At 48.9% G+C, this 21798-nt stretch carries 15 protein-coding genes, 2 tRNA genes and 2 rRNA genes; 1 reads left to right on the forward strand and 18 read right to left on the reverse strand.

The window, feature by feature from the left end; all coding sequences use genetic code 11:
* Positions 1-3: 3 nt before the first annotated feature.
* From ACQ9LF_RS00155 to ACQ9LF_RS00175, 5 genes are all read right to left on the reverse strand, one after another.
* On the reverse strand, positions 4-987 hold the full coding sequence (locus ACQ9LF_RS00155; protein ID WP_462487336.1) for an ABC transporter permease: 984 nt from the start codon (positions 985-987) through the stop codon (positions 4-6).
* Positions 988-1049: 62 nt separating this feature from the next.
* Positions 1050-2210: an ABC transporter permease gene (locus ACQ9LF_RS00160; RefSeq protein ID WP_462487337.1), complete on the reverse strand. Its 1161-nt coding sequence runs from the start codon at positions 2208-2210 to the stop codon at positions 1050-1052.
* A complete protein-coding gene (locus ACQ9LF_RS00165; RefSeq protein WP_462487338.1) occupies positions 2207-4024 on the reverse strand; it encodes an ABC transporter substrate-binding protein in 1818 nt (605 codons plus the stop codon). The genes ACQ9LF_RS00160 and ACQ9LF_RS00165 overlap by 4 nt, the downstream gene beginning before the upstream one ends.
* Position 4025: 1 nt before the next feature.
* Positions 4026-5813, reverse strand: coding sequence for an ABC transporter substrate-binding protein (locus tag ACQ9LF_RS00170; protein ID WP_462487339.1), 1788 nt, complete (start codon positions 5811-5813; stop codon positions 4026-4028).
* Between the two features lie 87 nt (positions 5814-5900).
* The gene (locus ACQ9LF_RS00175; RefSeq protein WP_462487340.1) at positions 5901-7043 is read right to left on the reverse strand and encodes a hypothetical protein; all 1143 of its coding nucleotides are present in this window, start codon (positions 7041-7043) and stop codon (positions 5901-5903) included.
* Positions 7044-7484: 441 nt separating this feature from the next.
* Between ACQ9LF_RS00175 and ACQ9LF_RS00180 the strand changes: the two genes are divergently transcribed.
* Complete coding sequence (locus ACQ9LF_RS00180) at positions 7485-8486, forward strand: DUF547 domain-containing protein (RefSeq protein WP_462487341.1); 1002 nt, start codon at positions 7485-7487, stop codon at positions 8484-8486.
* 455 nt (positions 8487-8941) lie between these two features.
* On the opposite strand, the gene rrf is transcribed toward ACQ9LF_RS00180, so the two are convergent.
* The 13 genes from rrf to dcd form a co-directional block, all read right to left on the reverse strand.
* Positions 8942-9049 (reverse strand): 5S ribosomal RNA (gene rrf, locus ACQ9LF_RS00185).
* Between the two features lie 113 nt (positions 9050-9162).
* Positions 9163-12097 (reverse strand): 23S ribosomal RNA (locus tag ACQ9LF_RS00190).
* 237 nt (positions 12098-12334) lie between these two features.
* Positions 12335-12407, reverse strand: a tRNA-Ala gene (locus tag ACQ9LF_RS00195).
* A gap of 64 nt (positions 12408-12471) precedes the next feature.
* A tRNA-Ile gene (locus tag ACQ9LF_RS00200) sits at positions 12472-12545 on the reverse strand.
* Positions 12546-13367: 822 nt separating this feature from the next.
* Positions 13368-14075 (reverse strand): hypothetical protein, encoded by a 708-nt coding sequence (locus ACQ9LF_RS00205; protein WP_462487342.1) that lies wholly within the window; start codon positions 14073-14075, stop codon positions 13368-13370.
* A gap of 310 nt (positions 14076-14385) precedes the next feature.
* Positions 14386-15057: a hypothetical protein gene (locus ACQ9LF_RS00210; RefSeq protein WP_462487343.1), complete on the reverse strand. Its 672-nt coding sequence runs from the start codon at positions 15055-15057 to the stop codon at positions 14386-14388.
* A gap of 304 nt (positions 15058-15361) precedes the next feature.
* Positions 15362-16051, reverse strand: a complete 690-nt coding sequence (locus ACQ9LF_RS00215) for a hypothetical protein (RefSeq protein ID WP_462487344.1) — start codon at positions 16049-16051, stop codon at positions 15362-15364.
* A 341-nt stretch (positions 16052-16392) separates the two neighbouring features.
* The gene (locus ACQ9LF_RS00220; protein ID WP_462487345.1) at positions 16393-17034 is read right to left on the reverse strand and encodes a hypothetical protein; all 642 of its coding nucleotides are present in this window, start codon (positions 17032-17034) and stop codon (positions 16393-16395) included.
* Positions 17035-17427: 393 nt separating this feature from the next.
* A complete protein-coding gene (locus ACQ9LF_RS00225; RefSeq protein WP_462487346.1) occupies positions 17428-18105 on the reverse strand; it encodes a hypothetical protein in 678 nt (225 codons plus the stop codon).
* Positions 18106-18491: 386 nt separating this feature from the next.
* On the reverse strand, positions 18492-19454 hold the full coding sequence (locus ACQ9LF_RS00230) for an SPFH domain-containing protein (RefSeq protein WP_462487347.1): 963 nt from the start codon (positions 19452-19454) through the stop codon (positions 18492-18494).
* Positions 19451-19930, reverse strand: a complete 480-nt coding sequence (locus ACQ9LF_RS00235; RefSeq protein WP_462487348.1) for an NfeD family protein — start codon at positions 19928-19930, stop codon at positions 19451-19453. Before ACQ9LF_RS00235 ends, ACQ9LF_RS00230 begins: the two co-directional genes overlap by 4 nt.
* A gap of 54 nt (positions 19931-19984) precedes the next feature.
* The gene (locus ACQ9LF_RS00240; protein WP_462487349.1) at positions 19985-20962 is read right to left on the reverse strand and encodes a bifunctional riboflavin kinase/FAD synthetase; all 978 of its coding nucleotides are present in this window, start codon (positions 20960-20962) and stop codon (positions 19985-19987) included.
* A 255-nt stretch (positions 20963-21217) separates the two neighbouring features.
* Positions 21218-21784, reverse strand: coding sequence for a dCTP deaminase (dcd, locus tag ACQ9LF_RS00245; protein WP_462487350.1), 567 nt, complete (start codon positions 21782-21784; stop codon positions 21218-21220).
* Positions 21785-21798: the final 14 nt, after the last annotated feature.

Genomic DNA, 21798 nt, shown 5'->3' on the forward strand with positions numbered 1-21798 from the left:
GGATTAATCCATCCTTAATTTCGGGTCCAGACAATCCCGCAGGGCATCGCTGAAAATATTCAGTGCCAGCGAGATAATAAAAATCGCAACCGTCGCGGCGGCCATTTCCCACCAGACATCGCGCGCCAGTTCCGTACGCGCTGCATCAATCATCGCCCCCCAACTGGGCTTATCTGTCTCGCCCAGCCCCAGGAAGCTCAAAATCACCTCGGCATGGATAAAACTGACAAACCGCAGCGAAAAGTTAATCAGAATGATATGAAACACATTGGGCAGCAGGTGGAAAAACAGAATACGAAAATCCGAACACCCCATCGCCCGGGCCGCCAGTACATATTCACTTTCCTTGCGTTTAATAATTTCGCCGCGAATCAGCCGGCACAATCCCACCCAACTGGTCAACCCAATCGCCAGATAGACCGACACCGAGCCCCGCAGCTCCCAGGGGCCGATATGAGCTCCCCGCAGCACGACTGCAAACGCCATCAGCAGCAGGATATATGGGATTGTCCCCAGCGTGGTATAAAACCACACAATCGCATCATCCACCCAGCCCCGGTAATACCCCGCCAGCGCTCCCAGCGGCACACCGATCAAAATACTGATCATCGACGCGCAGAAAGCAACCATCATCGCCGTTTTAGCCCCATAGAGCGTTTTTCGAAACGTGGATTGTCCCATAAAATCTGTGCCCAGCAGGCACCAGCCCTGCTGACTTTCTGTCTTCATTTCGGGGACAAATTCGTAGGCAGACAAAGGCTTCTGATAACTGGGTCCAACATGCTCATTCCATTGAACAAGCGGTATCTTCCAGCCCCAGTGCGTGACCAGAATTTCGCCAACCCAGATAAAGGCAGCCAGTCCCGCATAGACAGCCACAATCCAGAAGCACACCATCGCCAGCTTCCGCTTGCGAAGGCGGCGAATCGCATCGGACCAATACCCTCTCGGCTGCGTCAACTCATTTTGTGTCGTTATTTCTGTCATTTTGTTTTAACCTGTGATCTATCCTGGCCCTACGGGCTATCTTGTTCCTTGTGCCTTTGACCTTATTTCAAGCTGATTCGCGGATCCACCAACGCATAACAGATGTCTGCAAGCAGGGTAAATATCACAATCAGCAGCGAAAAAATAAAGGTCATCGCATTAATGACAAAGAAATCGCGAGCTCCGATTGCCTCAATCATCAGATAGCCCAATCCGGGAATTCCGAAAAAACGCTCCAGCAGAAATGACCCGAGAATCAGATGCGGGATTGTCAGCACCACATTGGTGATAATGGGAATCATCGCATTTTTGAGCACATGCTTGAATAGAACCCGCGTCGTTGAAAGCCCTTTGGCAAAAGCAGTGCGGACATAATCATTGCGCATCTCATCGAGCATAATCGTCCGATAAAATCGAAGCTCCCCACCAAGTGAAGCCACAATCCCAATCAGAATCGGCAGCCCGACACTTTTGATCATCGGCTCTTCCGGCAGATAAATAATCGGAAACCAGTCCAGCTTATAGGCAAAGAAATACTGCCCGAAAATAATAAAACTCAAATAGGGAATGCTCATTCCCGCCACGCAAAGCACCACCGCGGTAATATCCCATATCGTTCCCCGCACGTAGGCAATAATCAGCGCCAGGCTGACCGCGGCAATGATTTCACCGATAAACATCGGCGTCGTCAGCATCAGCGACGGCCCAATCCCCCGCAGAATTTTAGCACTGATGCGTTCCCGGTCCATCGCCCGGCCAAAATCAAATGTCAAAGCTTTGGCAAAATGAGCATAAAATTGGCTGTCAAAATCCAGCATCTGAGCTGCCTGAATCAGGTGTCCCCCCGCAAGACGTCCCTTGAACGTAGTCCATAGCCATTGTTTTTTTGCCTGCTCGGCAGTAATTTTAACCGGTTCAACTTTTTGTTTTTCGGTACTCTTTTCAACGGCTTTTTTATCTTCTACAGCCTGCAATTGCTGAATAGTCGCGTCTTTGGCCGCTTCCCAATCATCTCCTTCAAGTGATTTCAATCCAACAAACAGCGGCTTATCCAGGCCGTATTCATGCCGAATCTCGGCAATCGTTTCGGCATCGGCATTTTTACCGGCAATCTGCTGGGAAATATCGCCTCCGATCAGCGTAAACAGCGTAAAGGTGACCAGCAATACCCCCAATACAATGGGGAACATATACAGCAGTCTGCGTATAATAAAGGCGGTCATTGTCCCTCCTGTTTTGAGGAATGAATCCTGTTGAAAAATCGGTCTCTCTGCTCGACATCCACCCGGTGGTACTTGAGCACGCCATACCCGAAAACAAAGGGCTTGAAGTTTTTATACCAGTCATGCCCCAGGTAAAAAGTAATACGGTGCGTCATAAATGCCGCCGGATAGTCTTTGAGAATCATATGCTCCAGTTTGCGGTACAATGCCAGCCGCTCCGGGGAATCCTGCATCACCGCCACCTGTTCATAAAGAGCATCAAACTCAGGATTGGAATAAAAGAATTTATTGCTGCCCGGTGCAAAGTACTTGCTTGCAAACATCTCCAGAAAATCCATGGCATCCGGACAACTGGCCGAAACGCCGCTGATAAACATCTGGCACTGCCCCTTGTTCTGTTTTTCCATATAGGTCGGAAAATCCATATAATCCACCTGAATCTGAATCCCCGCCTGCTCCAGCATCCGCTGGAGGAGCTGGCCCATCTGCTTGGGCAGCGTATCCGTACCCGGCATCGCCAGAACCAGCTTGGGAATTGGCCCGCCGTGAATCGTCTCAGCTTCCTTCAACAGGGCACGGGCCTCGTTTAAATCAAATTTGGAATAGCCGTAATCTGCTATATTCGGGTCGTATGAATTCAGCCCCGGTGAAACCAGCCCATGAGCCACCTGGACTCTGCCATTGAAAAGAATGTCGATGTATTTCTGCCGGTCAATCGCCCGACTGATCGCCTTGCGAAGCGGAAGATTCGGACCCAAAATCGGGTCCTTCATGTTAAACCCAACCCAGAAGGTCGAAGGATCATTAAATATCGTCAGTTGGATTTGCTGGTCCTGCATAAACGACGACAATCGCTTTTTATCAGGCATCATCACTTTATCAAAATGATCCTTGGGAATATACATCACATCCAGCCTGCCCCGCATAAACAACAGCCAGTTGGGCTGATCTTCTTCAATAATCCGGAAGATAATCCGATCGGCAAACGGCACCGGCTTGCCTGCATCGGCCAGCAAGCCATTCTCCTCATCTTCCGGTTCGCCTTCCGACGGATACAATTCCCCTCGCCAGTTGGGATTTTTTTCAAGCTCAATATACGAACTGCGCTGCCAGGTCTTCAGCCGATAAGGCCCCGTGCCGACCGGGTGCGATACAATATCGACTCCATAATACTGAACAGCCTCAAACGGCACCGGCGATGTACAATAATCATTCAAGGCCAGCTCCAGAATCTGCGGCCAGGGACGCGTCAGCTTCAGTTGCAAGGTATAATCATCCAGAGCCTGAACCCCCTCCACGGGACGCGAATAATCCACATCCCATTCCTTCTTGAACCCCTTGGAATAGTCACGAAATTCATTCAGTCCCACAATGCGGTCGTCAAATATGCTCCAGTTCTGGCTGGCATATCTGGCATTGGCCAGGCGTTTGAACGCATACACAAAATCCGACGCCTTGAGCTCTCTGCCCTTGCCGTCGGGAAAACAGGGATCATCCTGAAAACGTACCCCCTGCTTGATGCGAATGGTGTAGGTCTTTCCGTCATCACTGATGTCCGGCATGGACTCGGCCAGCAGAGGAATCAGTTGATAGGGGCGCTTCAGATAATGATATACATAAAGCTGCTCACAGATCTGGGAGACCACCATCGCTGAATAAATATCGCGGGTATTGGTCGGGTCCAGCGTCTGCACCTTGCTGATCATTGGACGGCAAATCACCATCTCACCTTCTGCAGAGCTCTTGCGCTTCTGGCAGCCCCACACCGCTGCCAGAATACCACAGAAAATCAAATAGGCCTTGGTCTGTCTCATGTCACCGATATTTCTTCTTATACGCTTCGCGTTTGGCTGGGTCAATCCGGTAATATTTGGTCATCCCCCACCCGGCCATCTCATTCTTATAAGAGTTGGGTTTGACATTGCGAATCCAGTCATGACACATTATAAAGCTGGCTCGATGCAGGGTAAATGCACAAGGCAGGTCGTCATTGATAATCCGCTGAGCTTCCTGGTATAAGGCCGTCCGCTCCGGACAGTCCGGCATCACGGATATTCTTTCAAAAATGGCATCATACTTCGGATTGGAGTAATGAAACTCGTTGGGATAAGGAATATTCTTGCTGTAAAATAGCTGCAGGAAGCTTTCCACATCCGGATAATCCGCCGACCAGCCGGTAATTAACAGCTGCAAATCTCCCTTGCGCATCTTTTCCAGGAATGTCGGCCAGTCATATAACTCGATTTCCGCATCCAGACCGATAGATTCGATGCATCGCTGCATATACTGACACATCTGGCGGTTGGTTGAATCTGTACCGCCAATGGCAATCCGAAGACGGGGAATTTTACCGCCGGCAACCCGTTTGGCATCCTCAAGACAACGATGTGCCGCAACCAGATCATAACGGGAATTGGAAATCGCTACAATATTGGGGTCATAACCCGGCATCACCGGCGGAATAAAACCAAAGGCCTCATGCGCCCTGCCGTCAAAAAAAATCTCAATATATTTTTTTCGGTCAATGCTGAAGCTAATCGCCTGCCGCAAGGGCTTATTGTCTTTGAGCACCGGGTCTTGCATATTAAATGCCACCCAGAACGTTCCCGGCTCATCAAACTCCGTCATGCGAATCTGCCGCTGGGTAAACTCCTCGTTCAGACTCACCCCCGATGTGAAAACCTGTCCGAAATTATCCTTGGGAACCCCAACCATATCCAGATACCCCTTCAGAAACAACCGCCACCGGGGCTGGTCTTCCACCACAATGCGCCAAATGACCTTGTCCACAAACGGCAGTGGTTTGCCCGCATCCTCCAGCAATCCGGCCTCCTGGTCACCCGGCCCGCCTTCGGTCGGATAACGGTCATAATAACGCGGATGCCGGGAGGCCTCCACATACGCACCCGCCAGCCATCGATCCACTTTAAATGCTCCAGTCCCAACCGGATGAAATCCAATCTCATCACCGTAATATTCCACGGCTTCACGGGCCACCGGGGCCGTGGCAATATAAGTCAGCCAAAACACCAGCTGAGGCCAGGGTTTGTTCAATTTGATTTGCAGCGTGGTGTCATCCAGCGCCTGCAGACCTTCGACAGGACGGTCATAATCCACCTGGCCCTTTTGGCAGGTCTTGGTATATTCCCGGAAGTCATCCAGCCCCACAATGCGCCGATCCAGAATCCACCAGCTCACCGATCGGGTCTTGATATCCGCTATCCGTTTGAATGCATAGACCACATCCTCTGCCTTCAGAAGCCTGCCTTTGCCATCGGGAAAACACGGATCATCGTGGAAATACACATCCTTGCGAAGAGGAATCGTATAACAGGTGCCATCCTCAGAAATCGTCGGCATCGCCGCGGCCAACTGGGGAACAATTTCATAAGGACGTTTCAGATAGTGATAATCATACAACGTATCAAAAATGTCCGAGGCCACGCAGGTCCCGGTCGTATCCCGAACATTCATCGGATCCAGGGTCTGCACATATGCCCGAAGACGCTGCTGCAATACAATACTGTGGTCCTGGGCACTGTCAGCATGGTCTTTACACCCCGAAACAGACAAGGATCCTCCAACACCCGCAAGAATACCCATCAAGGCAACCCAAACCGGGCAACTGCAAATGCTCTTCTTGTCGCGATGGTACAGCCAGGATACGCGCATTGATCGTGTTCAATTGTGTTATGGTTGGGCGGATGGCTGGGAGGAAACCGCCGGCGGAGCAGGAAGAGGACGCGGTGAGACAAGACTCTTGCCGCTGCTGTCTTTGCCATAATCAAAATTCATCCGGGTCGAAATTTCTCCGGCCTTGCCCGAGCTGCCAAACAGGGCTTCATACACTTTATCGATCGGCTGAGCCCGCTGCAGTTCATTCCGGAACCGGTTGGTTGAGCCAGGAAGCATTTTTTCCATCACACCTGCTTCGACCTCGCAAATTACAGTCACCAGCTGATCTCGCGTTGCCGCGGGCAGATGCGTCCCAAGCAGGTAACGCTGAACCACACAGGAATAAAGCTGTCCAAAACGGCCAAGCAGTTCCTGGCGGGTCGTCGCCGAAGCCGTCTCGAATACCAGGCCTCCGATGGTTTTCAGGATTCCAGCATCTGCTGCTTCATCGGTGACAGTCCATTTCATATACGCATCAATACGCTTATCCGCAATCGCCAGCAGAAGACTGTATCCGGAGGCATCCTTGATACCCGCAGCAAATTCCGCAATATAAGGCAGCACGATCGCATCATCATACCGTTTGAGGTACTCACTCAGCGAGTTGACTATCTGTAAGGTCAGCTTCTCATCCCGGGTAATATCGGAAATCAACTGACTGACAATGCGCGGGCTGGTCACTGCTCGCACCGCCCAATAACGAACCATCCTGTCGTCATGATTCAAACGTGTCAGTGCCAGATCCGCCAATTCCATACGGCCCAGCTCGGCTATCAAAATCATGAAATTCCGTTCGACCCGCAGCTTCTTGGCATCATTATTATCCCACCCGGCGATTGCTTCCAGTGCCGACTTCAAGTGAGTATCTGCAATTTTGATGTAAGTGGATGCATATAAGCTCAGGTCTTTATCCCCTTTCTGCTTGACCAGGTCTGACCGCAACTTCACAATTTCACTGGTATCTTCAATCAACATCATGGAATCAAGACTTTTCCGCCAGAATTCATCGATGATTTGTTCTGCCGCCTTATCCGGCTGGGTATTAGACTGGATAAATTGTGTGCGGACTTGTTCAACTTTGCTGGTATCAACCGCCATCGCAACAAGACTGACAGATAGAAGCACTATACAGGACAAACATGATATACTTTTAATCATAAAATACCCTTTATCATTCGATCTATGGCATTCAAAAATTGCCGGACTTGCGGCTTTTCATAGACCTCAACTGAACCTGGATTTGCGGTCAAAAAAATCAAAAAACTTTGCGTCAAGATACTCCGCCCACCCGGACCTGTCAAGGCAAATCACGACAAGACAACAAGATAAATAAAATCCGGTCTGATAATATTTTTTCTGATTGACATATCAATTAGAAGCGGATTCACTCCCCAAATTTACAGCTATTCTTGTTATTTACAGGCACGATTTAGACGATTAAGAATTCGACCGAAATCCCTATATTTACTTTTAAAAGTGAACCTTGTTTAATATGATAGTGTACAATTATTCTGGATGTGCTTAATTTACAATTATAAAATTTCTGATAAATAAATTAATCCTTTATCTACAATTGTATGTTGCTGGAAAGACATATTAATGGTTAAAAAAATCGGCATTATCCTGTTTTTATGCGTTCTCTTAGCATATCCTATCCGATATGTCCGTTCTGAGGCCGCACAGAACAACCCACCTAAAACCATCGATCCAAACAATCCGGCCGGTGCCAGTGCTCCGGAACCGGATAAAGCCGCCATTTCTGACCCCAATCAATCCAATACGAACATCGTATCCGAAGAACAGGACGATATGATCTTACCTGGCCAGTCTCCGCTGCCAGAACTGTACAAGGCCTGCGAAATCATTTACGGCCAGTATGTCAACGACAAAGGCGAAGTGAACTATTCGCTTTTGCGACGTAAAAGGTCTGACCTAAATAATATTCTATCCTATCTGAAAAGAGTCCATCCTGTCCAGATTATGGCGATGAATGATGCAGAGAAACAGGCCTTTTGGATCAATACCTACAATTTATGCACCCTGAAATTAATCATTGACAATTACCCGATCCAACCCAAATGGTATATGATCCTGTACCCCAACAACAGCATCATGCAGATTTCCGACCCCTGGACAAAAAATTATTTCGAAATTCAGGGCTTTCAATATAACCTGCAGGAAATCGAACAGGAACTGCTCCTTCAGCGATTCAAGGACCCTCGCATCTGTTTTGCGTTATCTAACGCCACCCGCGGTGGTGCCGTGTTGCGAAAGGAACCTTACCGCGCCGAGACGCTGTCCGATCAGCTCGATGACCAGGTCAAAAAATTCCTCGCATCCCCCCATGGACTAACAATAGATACCGATACGAAAACGGTTTATATCTCCAATTTATTCAATATCCACCGTGAATTATTTCTGAAATCCAAATATGCTGAAATCAAAAAATTCAGACAGCGCAAGCCCGATGAGAAAGCCTGGCTGAATTTTATGGTGTTTTTCGTCAGCGATACAGACAAATCCTTCCTTGAAAACAACGACGTGATCTTGAAATTCAAAAAATTTGAGTGGGAGCTTAACGAGTTCACCGCGTCGCAATAATAACGCCGGCCAGGTTGAAAACCCGATTGTCTATCGCTGGAAGAATAAACACCTATTGCCTCTTCATTGGTCAATACATATCACCCTGTAAACCGGCCGGTTGGGTCCAATACGGGGATTGCATACACGATTCCGACAGGACAAAACAGCCCAACTATAATTGCCTATTTTTTCGAATAGCCCCCAAGTTAGACTGATTGTACTTGAACATTTATCGGGGCGACAGCTTTTAGCAAGCTCTCTATCAATACGGCTGCGTAGAGGTAACGTTACCCGTGAGTACGCGCGAATAGAATGGCCTGTGGCCGTCACGTAATAATCTTATCCGTTGGGTATAAACATCCCTGTAAGAAGCATCAATACTGCTTTTATTGTAGCCATACAGATATTCCATATCGACTTTTATATTGCGCAAAAGGAGAGCCTCGCTGCTGTTAAGCAACGAGGCTCATATATCCTGGCAATCACCTACTTTCGCCCCGAAGGACTATCATCGGCCGGACGGTCTTAGCTTCTGAGTTCGGAATGGGATCAGGCGTTTTCCCGTACGTATGGTCACCAGGAGTTCGTGAATCAGCTTTCGCTGAAATTCTCTGGACCAAGAAAATAATAGCGGATACGACCAGCGTTATTGAATGCCAATCTATGGCGGCGTCAGCGCCAATCTTGGATTGATATGGTCAAGTAATCGAGCGTTAGTACCGGTAAGCTGAATGGATTTCGCCACTTACACACCCGGCCTATCAACCAGTTATTCTAACTGGGCTCTCTCGAACATAGTTCATGGAATCCTTATCTTGGAGTAGGCTTCCCGCTTAGATGCTTTCAGCGGTTATCCGTTCCCGACATAGCTACCCGGCGGTGCAGCTAGCGCTACAGCCGGTACACCAGAGGTCAGTACTTTCTAATCCTCTCGTACTAAGAAAATATCTCCTCAAGATTCCTGCGCCCACGGCAGATAGGGACCGACCTGATTCACATCGGTCTGAACCCAGCTCGCGTACCACTTTAATCGGCGAACAGCCGAACCCTTGGGACCGCCTTCAGCCCCAGGATGTGATGAGCCGACATCGAGGTGCCAAACCGCCACGCCGCTATGAACGCTCGGTGGCGATCAGCCTGTTATCCCCAGAGTACCTTTTATCTGATGAGCGATGGCCCTTCCACACGGGACCACCGGATCACTAAGTCCTGCTTTCGCATCTGATCGACATATACGTCTCACAGTTAAGCACCCTTATACCTTTACGCTCGTCGCGTGATTGCCAACCACGCTGAGGGTACCTTTGAACTCCTCCGTTACTCTTTTGGAGGAGACCGCCCCAGTCAAACTGCCCACCAAGCACTGTCCCGTATCCGGATTCACGGACTACGGTTAGGCGACTAATATAGCAAGGGTGGTATTTCAACGTTGGCTCCACGAAGCCCGAGAGCTCCGCTTCACAGCCTCCCACCTATCCTACGCATGATATATCAGGCGTCAATACCAGGCTACAGTAAAGGTTCATGGGGTCTTTCCGTCTTGCCGCGGGTACGTGGTATCTTCACCACATCTACAATTTCACCGAGTCGGTCTTTGAGACACTACTCCAGTCGTTACGCCGTTCATGCACGTCGGAACTTACCCGACAAGGAATTTCGCTACCTTAGGACCGTCATAGTTACGGCCGCCGTTTACCGGGGCTTCAGTTAGGAGCTTCGCCTTGCGGCTAACCCATCCCCTTGACCTTCCGGCACCGAGCAGGCGTCATTCTCTATACATCCACTGTACGTGTTAGCAGAGAACTGTGTTTTTGATAAACAGTCGCTAGAGCCACTTCACTGCGCCCTCATCAACATCTATTACTAAATGTCATGGAGGGACCCCTTATCGCGAACTTACGGGGTCAAATTGCCTAGTTCCTTAAAGACCGTTCTCTCGAGCGCCTTAGGATATTCTCCTCACCTACCTGTGTCAGTTTTAGTACGGTCACGCTGACATCAACCTACAAACGTTATTTCTTGGCACCTTCGCCGGTTACTTCGGAATCGTAATCGTCCTCGACCTTGCGGAACCCACACGACTAGTCATGGGATAACCCTAAAAGATGCGTCACGTTTTTCGTCCGCCAACGTGGTGCAGGAATATTAACCTGCTGTCCATCGTCTACGCCTTTCAGCCTTGACTAAGGGGCCGACTAACCCTGGGCGGATTTACCTTCCCCAGGAAACCTTAGGTTTTCGGCGAACGGGATTCTCACCCGTTTTATCGTTACTCATGCCGGCATAATCACTAGCAAACGCTCCACAGCTCGTTTCCGTACTGCTTCGACGCTGTTTGCTACGCTCTCCTACCGCGTTCGGATACCAGATTCAACACCCCGTAAGATGTTGAACCCAGTATCCAAAACACCCGCAGCTTCGGTTTTTCGCTTATCCCCGTTCATTATCGGCACCCAACTGCTTGATCAGTAAGCTATTACGCACTTTTTAAATGGTGGCTGCTTCTAAGCCAACATCCTGATTGTCACAGCAATTGGACTTCCTTATACTAAACTTAGCGAAAATCCGGGACCTTAGCTGACGGTCTGGGTTCTTTCCCTCTCGACCACGAATGTTATCACTCGTAGACTGACTCCCGAGATAGGCTTTACGGTATTCGGAGTTTGGTAGGAACAGGTAGTCTGGTGGACCCCTATTTCCAATCAGTAGCTCTACCCCCGTAAAGTATGACTCGAGGCTAACCCTAGAGTTATTTCGGAGAGAACGAGATATCTCCACGTTTGATTAGACTTTTACTCCTCCCCACAGCTCATCCCGCAACTTTTCAACGTTCCTGGGTTCGGTCGTCCAGGGATTTTTACATCCCCTTCCACCTGGCCATGGGTTGATCACGTGGTTTCGCGTCTATCCCTTACGACTTAACGCCCTATTCAGACTCGCTTTCGCTACGGCTCCGCACCTGAAGTGCTTAACCTTGCCACAAAGGATAACTCGCCGGCTCATTATGCAAAAGGCACGCGGGCAGCCATTTCAGCCGAAGCTGATATAGGCCTTCCACAGCTTGTAAGTGTATGGTTTCAGGTACTTTTAACTCCCCTAGTAGGGGTACTTTTCATCGTTCAGTCGCCTTACTGGTTCACTATCGGATATCGAGTAGTACTTAGCCTTGGAGGGTGGGCCCCCCGGCTTCGCACGGAGTTTCACGAGCTCCATGCTACTCTGGTACGCCACACAGGACTTCAACTTTCGCGTACAGGACTATCACCTTCTATGGTCGAACTTTCCAGATCGTTCCACTGGTCGTTATCCTGCTTATGTGACGCCCGCAACCCCAGGCCGAAGCCTGGTTTGGGCTGGTCCGCTTTCGCTCGCCGCTACTAACGGAGTCTCGGTTGATTTACTTTCCTGCAGGTACTTAGATGTTTCAGTTCCCTGCGTTCGCTTCTCACGGACTATGCATTCATCCGTGGATGACGGGATTCGGTTGCCCGCTCCCGCCAGGTTTCCCCATTCGGACATCCCGGGATTAACGGTTGTTTGACACCTGCCCCGGGCTTATCGCAGTCTACCACGTCCTTCATCGCCTCTCGACACCTAGACATTCCCCATACACCCTTAGTAACTTGACCATATCAATCGAAGACTGACTGGTCGCCGCTAACAGACATAGCGTCTGTTGTGCATAGGTTTGGCAAAATAATAAGCGCTTATTGTAGTATGTGAAGTAATGACAATAATGCTGATCAATAATTGTCATTTCACATCCCACGATCGCATCCGCTATTCACTTGTCAAAGAACATTATCTTTTAAATCCGGTTTAACCCGGAATCGAAAGATCAATCCTAGTTTTATAATGGTTTCCAGTGGAGACGATGGGATTCGGACCCACGACCTCTGGCTTGCAAAGCCGGCGCTCTCCCAACTGAGCTACGTCCCCGAGCCTTGTGCGATTGCACGCTGCAAACTGCCATCTGCCTCGCTACGCAACCGCCATTCGTAAATGGGCCCGGGAAGATTCGAACTTCCGACCTCACGCTTATCAGGCGTGCGCTCTCACCAGCTGAGCTACGAGCCCGACCATACAGCCGTATCTGACTCGAACACCGCTGTCGTACCGACCAGTCGGCTCTCAAGACTCAACCATCTATCCACTTGTTCAAAGAGCAACAAAAAATGTCGCTGCTCTTGCGGGTCAGCGACATTGCTGAGAGTTCGGGAGTTTACTTACTCACCGCCGAGCAGTCAAGATAAAAATTTCATTTTTTTCAGGATTTTTTTCAATCCGAAAATCGTCCTTTATTGTTCCGCCAGACACCTTCGTGTCGGCCTTGCGAAACCACTCCCTTACTGTGTTTCGCGGGACGTCATTACTTCACCCGTCAGCTCTGTTACCGCTAACGAGAAGACTAAGTTTACTCAGAATAGACTTTTCGTCAAGGGCTTTTTTGCAAAAATTTATCAAAAATTTTACTTCCACCGTAACATATTGATACATAGGCATTTACACAACCCACAAAAATTCTCTTTTTCGTCTGCAATAGCCCAGCTGTCAAATGGGCTGCGTTTTTTATCGATTTACAAGAACCCGCACTCTTCCTAAAACGACGCTTGGCCGAATCAGATCAAGTTGCTCTCTTTTAGCCTGTCTGGCCCGTTTGCCCCAGCTCCATCCCCCATCATTTCGTTCCCAGCCTTTTTGCGTTTATCATTCATGCAAACGAGTACGAACAGCTCTATTTTATTCAGACCGTTTGAAAGACCACAGACACTTTATTCCATCAACCGACGACCTTTATTTCTGATGCTCTTGATGAACAACAGAATCAATTAAATGAAAAAGCCGCGGACATCCATTCCGCGGCTTTGAACGCGTATTAATCGTTTACATACCGACAACTTACAGGACCTGACGCCGTCTCAGCCAGCCCACCAGCCCCATCCCCATCGAAGCCAGCAGAATCGCTCCCGGGGCGGGAATACAGACCAAGGCATCTTGTACTTTATATTGAGGATCTCCAATATGACCTGCCACCCATATATTCATAACTCTAACCGCATAAGCACCATTGTTATCATCGTTCCAATCATCTATAGTGGTACCTGCACCAAATTCGCTTTGGAGTAATGCCGCATATGCTGCGGTTATATACCCCCCCTCGTCTTCAAGCGCCCAGATGGCATTCTGCAAATCAAGAGCAGAGGCCTCACGTTCAGCCTCTGTACCATTGTAGTTGTAACCTGATAGCGTACCTTTTTGGAATTCATGATACAGAAACGCTGCCCCTTTTGAAAGCGGATCTGAGGTATCGGTCCCCCCATACACTGCTGCATCGCTGATCACCACATCATATGTGGTATTAGATAATATGGTCTCAGCTTTTTCAACACAGAACGTCTGGAACGTATTTTCATAACCTTGGTTTTTTGCCACACCAGCATAATAGGGCAGAGGGTTCCAATTAATTGGCTTAAAAGTAAATTCTCCTCCCTGTCCTGACTGATAAATTCCATACCCTGGTACAACATAAATCTGTGTCACCTCCGCCATAACCGAACAGGCGAGGATGGCCGCAAGGCCGAGGACAATACACAATTTCTTCTCCATTTCGATTCTCCTTTCCAAAAACAGTATTCTCTACTTTGGAGAAACCCTCCTATTCAGGCAGGATTTCTCCCCTCACGAGAGTCCATATCGCTACACACGTTACGACCCATACAGCTTATTATGGAAATTCCCAACCAAAAAAACAATCCGTAGAAGTACTTATTATTGGACCATAAAAATGTAAGTTCAATCGAAATAGAGACTTACAAACGAGGGAGTGGTAAATATTAAACAAAAATTAACAAAAAAAGCCGCGGATTTTTATATCCCGCGGCTTGCGATAAACCGATTTTATGATTTTTTGGATGTCTTAGATAGATTGGCGACGTCTCAGGTAGCCAACAAATGCCATGCCCATTGAGGCCAGAACAATCGCTCCCGGAGCCGGGACATACACGATCTGATCCTGGGCAAATTTAGTATGAGCCGCATCGGTCCACAGATTCAAAACGCGAACTCCACCATAGCTGTTGGCACCTGAAGCCAGGGCATCTTCCACATATTTCTGCCACAGATTCTTGTTCGGATTCCAACCAGCGGAACCAATCTGGATGTTCGTCAGGGCCGTATTTTCCGCTTCGATGTAATGAATCGCATTCTGAAGAGCAGCCTGATTCTGATAGTCTGGATTTTTGGTAACGAACTGGGTGAACAGCCAGGCGGAACTATAATCCAGCTGATCTGCTCCATCGGAAGCAACCACAGCACTCTTGCCAATTTCGCCAGACCAGACATTGCCGCCTAACTTGGCTTCATAATTCTCGTTCATGACTCCATAATACGAAACACCCGGAGTAAACGTTTCATCCTTCTCAATGCAAATCGAGACATACACGCCTGGCTTAATATCCCCGATCTGTTCCAGAACCTGCATCGTGTACGCCGGTGTGCTGTCGTTGAGCATCTTGAGATTCACCGCCGCCATCGCCGGCAGAGCCGTCAATGACAAAAGAGCCGCCACCATCATCAATTTTGTTTTCATCTTCATTCCCCTCAATTAAAACCGTATTCGCTTACCCTGACCAGGGTAAAGTTCAAAACAACAATCCGACCGCCGGATCATTCCATAACAGATGAAACACTCATCTGAATCATGTCATACAAAGTATTTGTGCTGTCCTGAAAATCACAACCCCCATCCTGGGTGAATCACAAAGCAATACTTCATTATGTATCTGTCAGTGTATGAAAAAACGGCTCAAAAATCAAGTTGACTGCACCAGCAATTCCTGTTTCCCTGCATTAAAAAGTGTGTTCTGTATCGACTGTACAGCCTGTATAGGCAATTACAGCTTCCCTCCTCGCCGGAGATATCCAACCAGCGTCATGCCCATCGAGGCAAGCAGCAGTGCACCCGGGGCCGGGACGGGAACGGCAATCGCATAGTCCTGATACTGGTCATTGAGCAGCGCCCCCACCGACGCCAGCTGGGCATCGGCCAACTGCCCCATCCAGGTGTTGGCATAGGTGATAAACGCTCCGCTGGAAGTCGTATAAAAACTTCCGGCCCCATTGCTGATGGACAGGTCGTTATCAAAAATCAGATTCCACACCGACAATTGAAACGCAGCGGTAATGTCTTTATTGGCAGCCGACGGGGTCTTTTCCAGTTCCGGCAGCACAATGTCATAATACGCCACATCATACAGCCGGCGGATATGATCGGCCTTGGCCGCAGTCATCGGGCCATTCGGGTTATTGGTGCTACGCGGGGCATTTTCAAGGGTGGACACTTCAAACACGCCCGTATTAGAATGGTCGTACAAATCGATGCAGAAACCAAACAGATCGCCTTGCTCAGTGGTCAGCTTCAAGGCGCCCACATAGGCCAGACCGGTATAGAGGTCACTTTGGATGCCGATAATTTTCGAGTAATCGGCGTAATTGACGTTGGAAATGGTTAATGTCTCGGCAGCCAGACACGGGACAGCCCCAACCGCGGCCAGCAGTAAACACGCAATCACATTCTTGTTCATCGTAAATCCCCCAGCACTGTTTAAGGTTTAGACTGATAACACCTACCGGCGTTACCCTTCAAATCCCAAAGCTACAATTGAGTCAAATCCAACCCCCAGGTCGAATGGCTCTGATGCGGCGGCAAAATGTCTCCCGGACCGCATCGATACTCAGTGAGCTTACTATAAGAAAAAATGAGTTCTGGTACAAGGTCCGGAACTCAGTTATTTATCCACAATCCAGGAAATACAGGAGAGATGTAACATCTGTAGCGATTGTAGGGCCTGTTTTGTAAAGTCAATAAAAAAGGCCGGGAACTGATGACGTTCTCGGCCTTACTTGATTATACTATATTCTGTCGTTACACAGATTGACGGCGTCTTAAACCGCCAACCACAGCCATACCAATAGAGGCCAGCAGCAACGCTCCCGGTGCGGGAACCAGAACCAGTTGATCCTGGGCAAAACCGCTGTAGGTTTTTGTCTGCGGGTCATAGCTGGTCCACAGATTCACCACCCGGACATTGCCGATCGTCGTCCATCCGCTGGCGTTGGCCTCTGCATACAGGGCCGCTGCCTGGGCCGACCAGGGATTACTCACCGACAGCGCCGCACGTTCGCCTTCAATGTAATGAATGACTTCCTGCAGCGCATTTTCTGTGTTAAAATCGTAGCCATAGGCTCCGGCCATATACCGCGTGTACAGATAAGCCGTACGCGGATCCAGCGGGTCCGAGGTGCCGGTACCGCCTTTAACCGCTGCGGTATTGATGACCGCATAATAGGTTACCCCGTTGGCGAATGTTTCGCCGGCTTCCATACAGAATGTTCTGAAATTCTGTCCGACGGTGTAAATGCCAAGCGAACCGCTGGTAACCTTGAATTCATACGCCGGGCTTAGGGGGGCGCCATCGGCGATAGCCTTAACTGTGGTTGGGGCAGCGTAAACCGCACCGGCCAGGATGGTTAATGTCAGAATAGCTGTCAAATGTTTCGTACTCATGGTTGTTTCTCCTAAACAAGTTTTCTCCGTGCTTCATCCTTAATATTTTACTCTTGTATCTTACAGGTCCTATATTGTCAACAGTATTCAGAAAATATCTGAAACTGATTAATGTCTGTTTTTGAATTAGATAAAGTCAACTACATTTGCGGTGTTTGAAAAGTTCTGACAGAAATTGCTATTTTCTGCATATTAACAACTCTTAACAATTCCTGTACAAAACTTATTTCTTCTCCGAATACTGCCAAGTTGTGATGGAAGAGCTGCCGTTGAATTTTCTGGGAAAATGAATCCGACGCTAACAAATACCCCTACAGAGTCACGTTGAGCACATAAAAAAAAGCCGCGGGATCACTCCATCCCGCGGCTTCAAAAGAGATTCGATAATTGGACTTAAATCACCGTCCGACGCCTCAGATAACCCACCAGCCCTGTTCCCATAGCCGCCAGCAGAATTGCACCGGGGGCAGGAATCACTGATGTGTCCGGCACACCAATCTTCTCACCTGTTAGATTCCCAAATCCGCTATTGTAAACTGTGTTCCATATCTGCTCGTTGTCTACTTTTGTTGTCCCATCTTTTGCATAGAAATCTCCCATCATGGGGTTTCTATTACTGTAAAAATCTAATACAAATGTTGTAAGTTTTTCACCTTCGAGATCAAACTTAAGGCCATATATTCCCGAGTCTGGCATATAAGGATTACTGCCATCCTTGACGTATTGTGTGGGATCATTAACCTGAAAAGCATGGCTTACATTAACAATCTCCCACGCTTCAAGATCAGTAGAAACCTGCAGAATCATGTGGCTGATAGATTTAGCTTGGGGTTCCGTCGGAACAGTCAGGATATACTCGTAATGCCAGTAAGCAGGGCCTGCAGCTGAATCATCATGTGACACCTTCCAATAAAGGGATGTTCCTCCTGTACCTGTATCCCAAACACCCGTAGCTATAAGATCGCCGTTTGCAGATGTTAAAGTTCCCTCACCCCACAACGTCACTGCAGCACTCGCCAAACCTGCCAGCGCTAACATTATCCCCACAATCATATTTTTTTTCAGTGTCATATATTCTCCCTTCCAATTGAATACTTTACGACTCTACACGCATTCATACTGAATATTTTACCTGTCGGATTCAGCCAAAGTCCACACAATATTGCAACATGTCCTTTGAGTAGTTGTTTTGGCTGGCTCAATCGCCGGAAAAAGAGTCATAAACCCATAAAATATAGATAGTTACAAGGCATATCAGAAAAACCCATTAATTTTCAATCAGTAGTTTCCCGGGCTTAATTTTTGCGTGCCTTAGGGGGCTTGGAAATCGTTTTTTTGCCCATTTGAGATGTGCATAGATCGCCCGCATGAAAAAAAGCAGGCAAGGACACTGTGGCCCCTGCCTGCTGTACGGGTCATGGCTTATCGGCGGCTGCGGCTAAATGGCCGGTAAATCACTATGCCGAAGGCTTATTCTGTGAAAATACCGCTGTGGCGGTCTTAATCATTCCCGCAATATCCGATAAGTTGGTGGGAATAATCATAGTATTATTCGTCTGAGCCAGCTTGCCGAATTCATTGAGGTACTGCTCGGCGACACGCAACTTCACAGCCTCGGCTCCGCCCTGCTCGTTGATGGCCTTGGCGATTTCACGGATACCCGTGGCCGTCGCCATGGCGATTTTCTCAATCTCCGCCGCCCGGCCTTCGGCCTCATTGATACGTTTCTGCTTTTCACCTTCCGACTGGTAAATCATTTCCTGCTTGTCGCCGTCGGCCCGGTTGATCTTGGCCTGCCGTTCACCCTCGGACTGGGCAATGACCGCTCGCTTCTCGCGTTCAGCACGCATCTGCTTTTCCATCGCGTCTTTGATACTCTGGGGCGGATAGATATTCTTGACTTCGTACCGCGTTACTTTCACACCCCAGGGATCAGAGGCCTTATCGACAGCAGCCACAATGGCACTGTTAATGACATCGCGTTCCTCAAATGTTTTATCAAGTTCGAGCTTGCCCATCACCGAACGCATGGTCGTCTGGGCAATCTGAATCGAGGCAAACATATAGTTGTCAATGCCGTAAGATGCCTTTTTGGGGTCAACCACCTGCAGATACAGGATACCATCCACTTCCACGGCAATGTTATCCTTGGTGATACACACCTGGGGTCTGACATCGAGGGCCTGTTCCTTGAGTGTATGCTTATATGCAACACGGTCAATAAACGGGATCAGGATGTGGAAGCCTGCTTCCAGTGTGGCTGAATATTTACCCAAACGTTCCACAATGTAGGCCTCACGCTGGGGGACAATGCGTATCGTCTTGATAAAGGTAATCAGGACAAATACCAGAATTGCAATAATAATGACCGTCAGTGGTTCAATCGGGCCGCGAGCCGCCAGAATCAGCATCTCATTCATTTGTTTTCTCCTTCCTGCATCCTCGCAGGTTTGACGATTAATGTTAAGTTGTCATTTCCAATAATTTCCACCACAGTCCCAACGGCAATGGCGCGATCCGCCCGGGCCTTCCACGGGGTCCCGTGCAGTTCGACAGTACCCGGAACCAGCGGATTAATTGCCGCCGTCACGGTGACCTTCTCGCCGACAAAATCCGACAAATTCTGCGACGCATCCTGCCTGCTGCGAGTGAAACCCAGAAATACGCCCTTGAGCCAGTTCCGCAGCACCAGCATCAGCACCACGGAAATCGCAATAAATAGCAGCAGCTGGGTATTAATGCCAATATCCACCAACACACAGAGAATCCCCACAGCCAGCGCTCCAATGCCAAAGAAAAAAACGAATAATCCCGGAATAAACAACTCCATAATCAGCAAAAACACGCCGATCATTGCCCAGATATATTCCGCCTTGAGAAATTCATTCCAGTCCACGGCAATACCTCCAATTTTAACAGTGATACAGCAACCTCGTGCTGTTATATAGACTCAAACTGTAGCCCGTTTTTCCAGAATGTCCATACATTTTTTACAATCGAGATGAATTTGGTCGATTAAAGCCTCTTTGCTCTCGAATCGCTGCTGGCCGCGTATCCGCTCCACAAACTCCATTGCGAGGTATTTGCCGTAGAGATTCTCGACTTTGGGTTCCAGAATATGGGCCTCGATAAGCAGCGGATAATCGCTCAGGAATGTCTTTGCCCGGCCCAGACTGAATGCACTGGGGCGACGATGTCCGCCTACGCAGACATCCTCCAGCGACTCCCCGACTACGACAAATCCCGCATAGACCCCTTCGTCTGGGAGGATCTGCTTTTCCGGGTGTATGTTGGCCGTGGGAAATCCCAGCTCCCGGCCCACGCCGCGACCCGGAATGGTTTTGCCAATTAACCGGTATCGTCTGCCCAGAATGCTTGCCGCTTCCTGCACCTGGCCTTTTTCCAGCAGGCGGCGAACCAGGGTACTCGAACAGACCACCGAGCGCCGGTCGGAATCGAGATGAATTTCTCGATAGGGAACCTCGACCACCTCAAATCCCCAGCTTTGCCCAAGTTGACACAGCACTTGCACGTTGCCGCTGCGTCCATAGCCGAAATTGAAATTCGGTCCTTCGACCACGGCCTTCGGCCCTACGGTCTTCATCAGGAATTCATCGACGAAATCCTTTGGCGACAGATTCAGAAGACGCAGGCTGTCGGTAATCACCACAAGCTGGTCCACGCCGGCCTGTTCCAACAGCTTGATTTTCATTGGTAACGGGCTTAGTACACCAGGGGCCTTTTCGGGATGCAATATCGCCGCCGGGTGTGGCTCAAAGGTCATTACCGTCACTGGCCCAGCCGGGCACATCTCCCGGCACGCCCGCAAAATGTCCTGATGTCCCAGGTGGAGGCCGTCAAAATTGCCAATACTGACCGCCCCCCCCCGCCGGAGCTGTTCCAATTGTGTCGAATCAAAAACTCGCATCGCCGTTCTCTGCTTTCAGATGAGTATTTGAAAACCTGTTTTCCCCCTCATCATATCCGCATTTTCGCGCGCCGTAAACCAAAAACCAACAGAATCCCCCCGACTCGTTTTAGGCGGATACTGTCTTCCAAAATGAGTTTACGACCCGTAGCCAATCCGGCTTAGTTATGTCTTTTCAACGACTTACGAGATCAACAAAAGACGTCAACACACATCCATCTGGTCAGAAGCTCATCGCGTTATGGCATCCGGACATCACACACAGGGCAAACGAATTTCCGTCTGATTCTGATATTTTCCCTTTCTGTCCGCATAAGAAATCTCGCACGGGGTTTCCGATTCAAAAAAGAGAACCTGGGCCAATCCTTCGCCTGCATACACTTTGGCTGGCAATGGCGTCGTGTTGGATATTTCCAATACCGCCCGGCCTTCCCATCCCGGCTCAAAAGGAGTCACATTGACAATAATACCACAGCGAGCATACGTCGATTTGCCAACACAAATCGTCATGACATTCCGGGGGATACGAAAGGTCTCCACGCTCAATGCCAGAACGAAACTATTCGGCGGTATCAGACAGACATCACTGTCCACATCGACAAGACCTCTTGAATCAAAGGCTTTGGGATCCACCACAGTCCCGTGAACATTGGTGAAAATACGGAAATGACGGGACACCCGGATGTCGTAGCCAAACGACGACAGTCCATAGGAAATCACCGTTCGCCCCTGAAATGAACGAACCTGGGTTGCTTCAAACGGTTCAATCAAACCGCATTCCAATACCTTTTTTTTTATCCATGTATCCGGACAAATACTCATTCGTTTCTCCTGAA

Source organism: Anaeroglomus insulsum (genome assembly GCF_050689095.1).
In the GTDB taxonomy this organism is placed as follows: Bacteria; Planctomycetota; Phycisphaerae; order Sedimentisphaerales; family Anaerohalosphaeraceae; genus Anaeroglomus; species Anaeroglomus insulsum.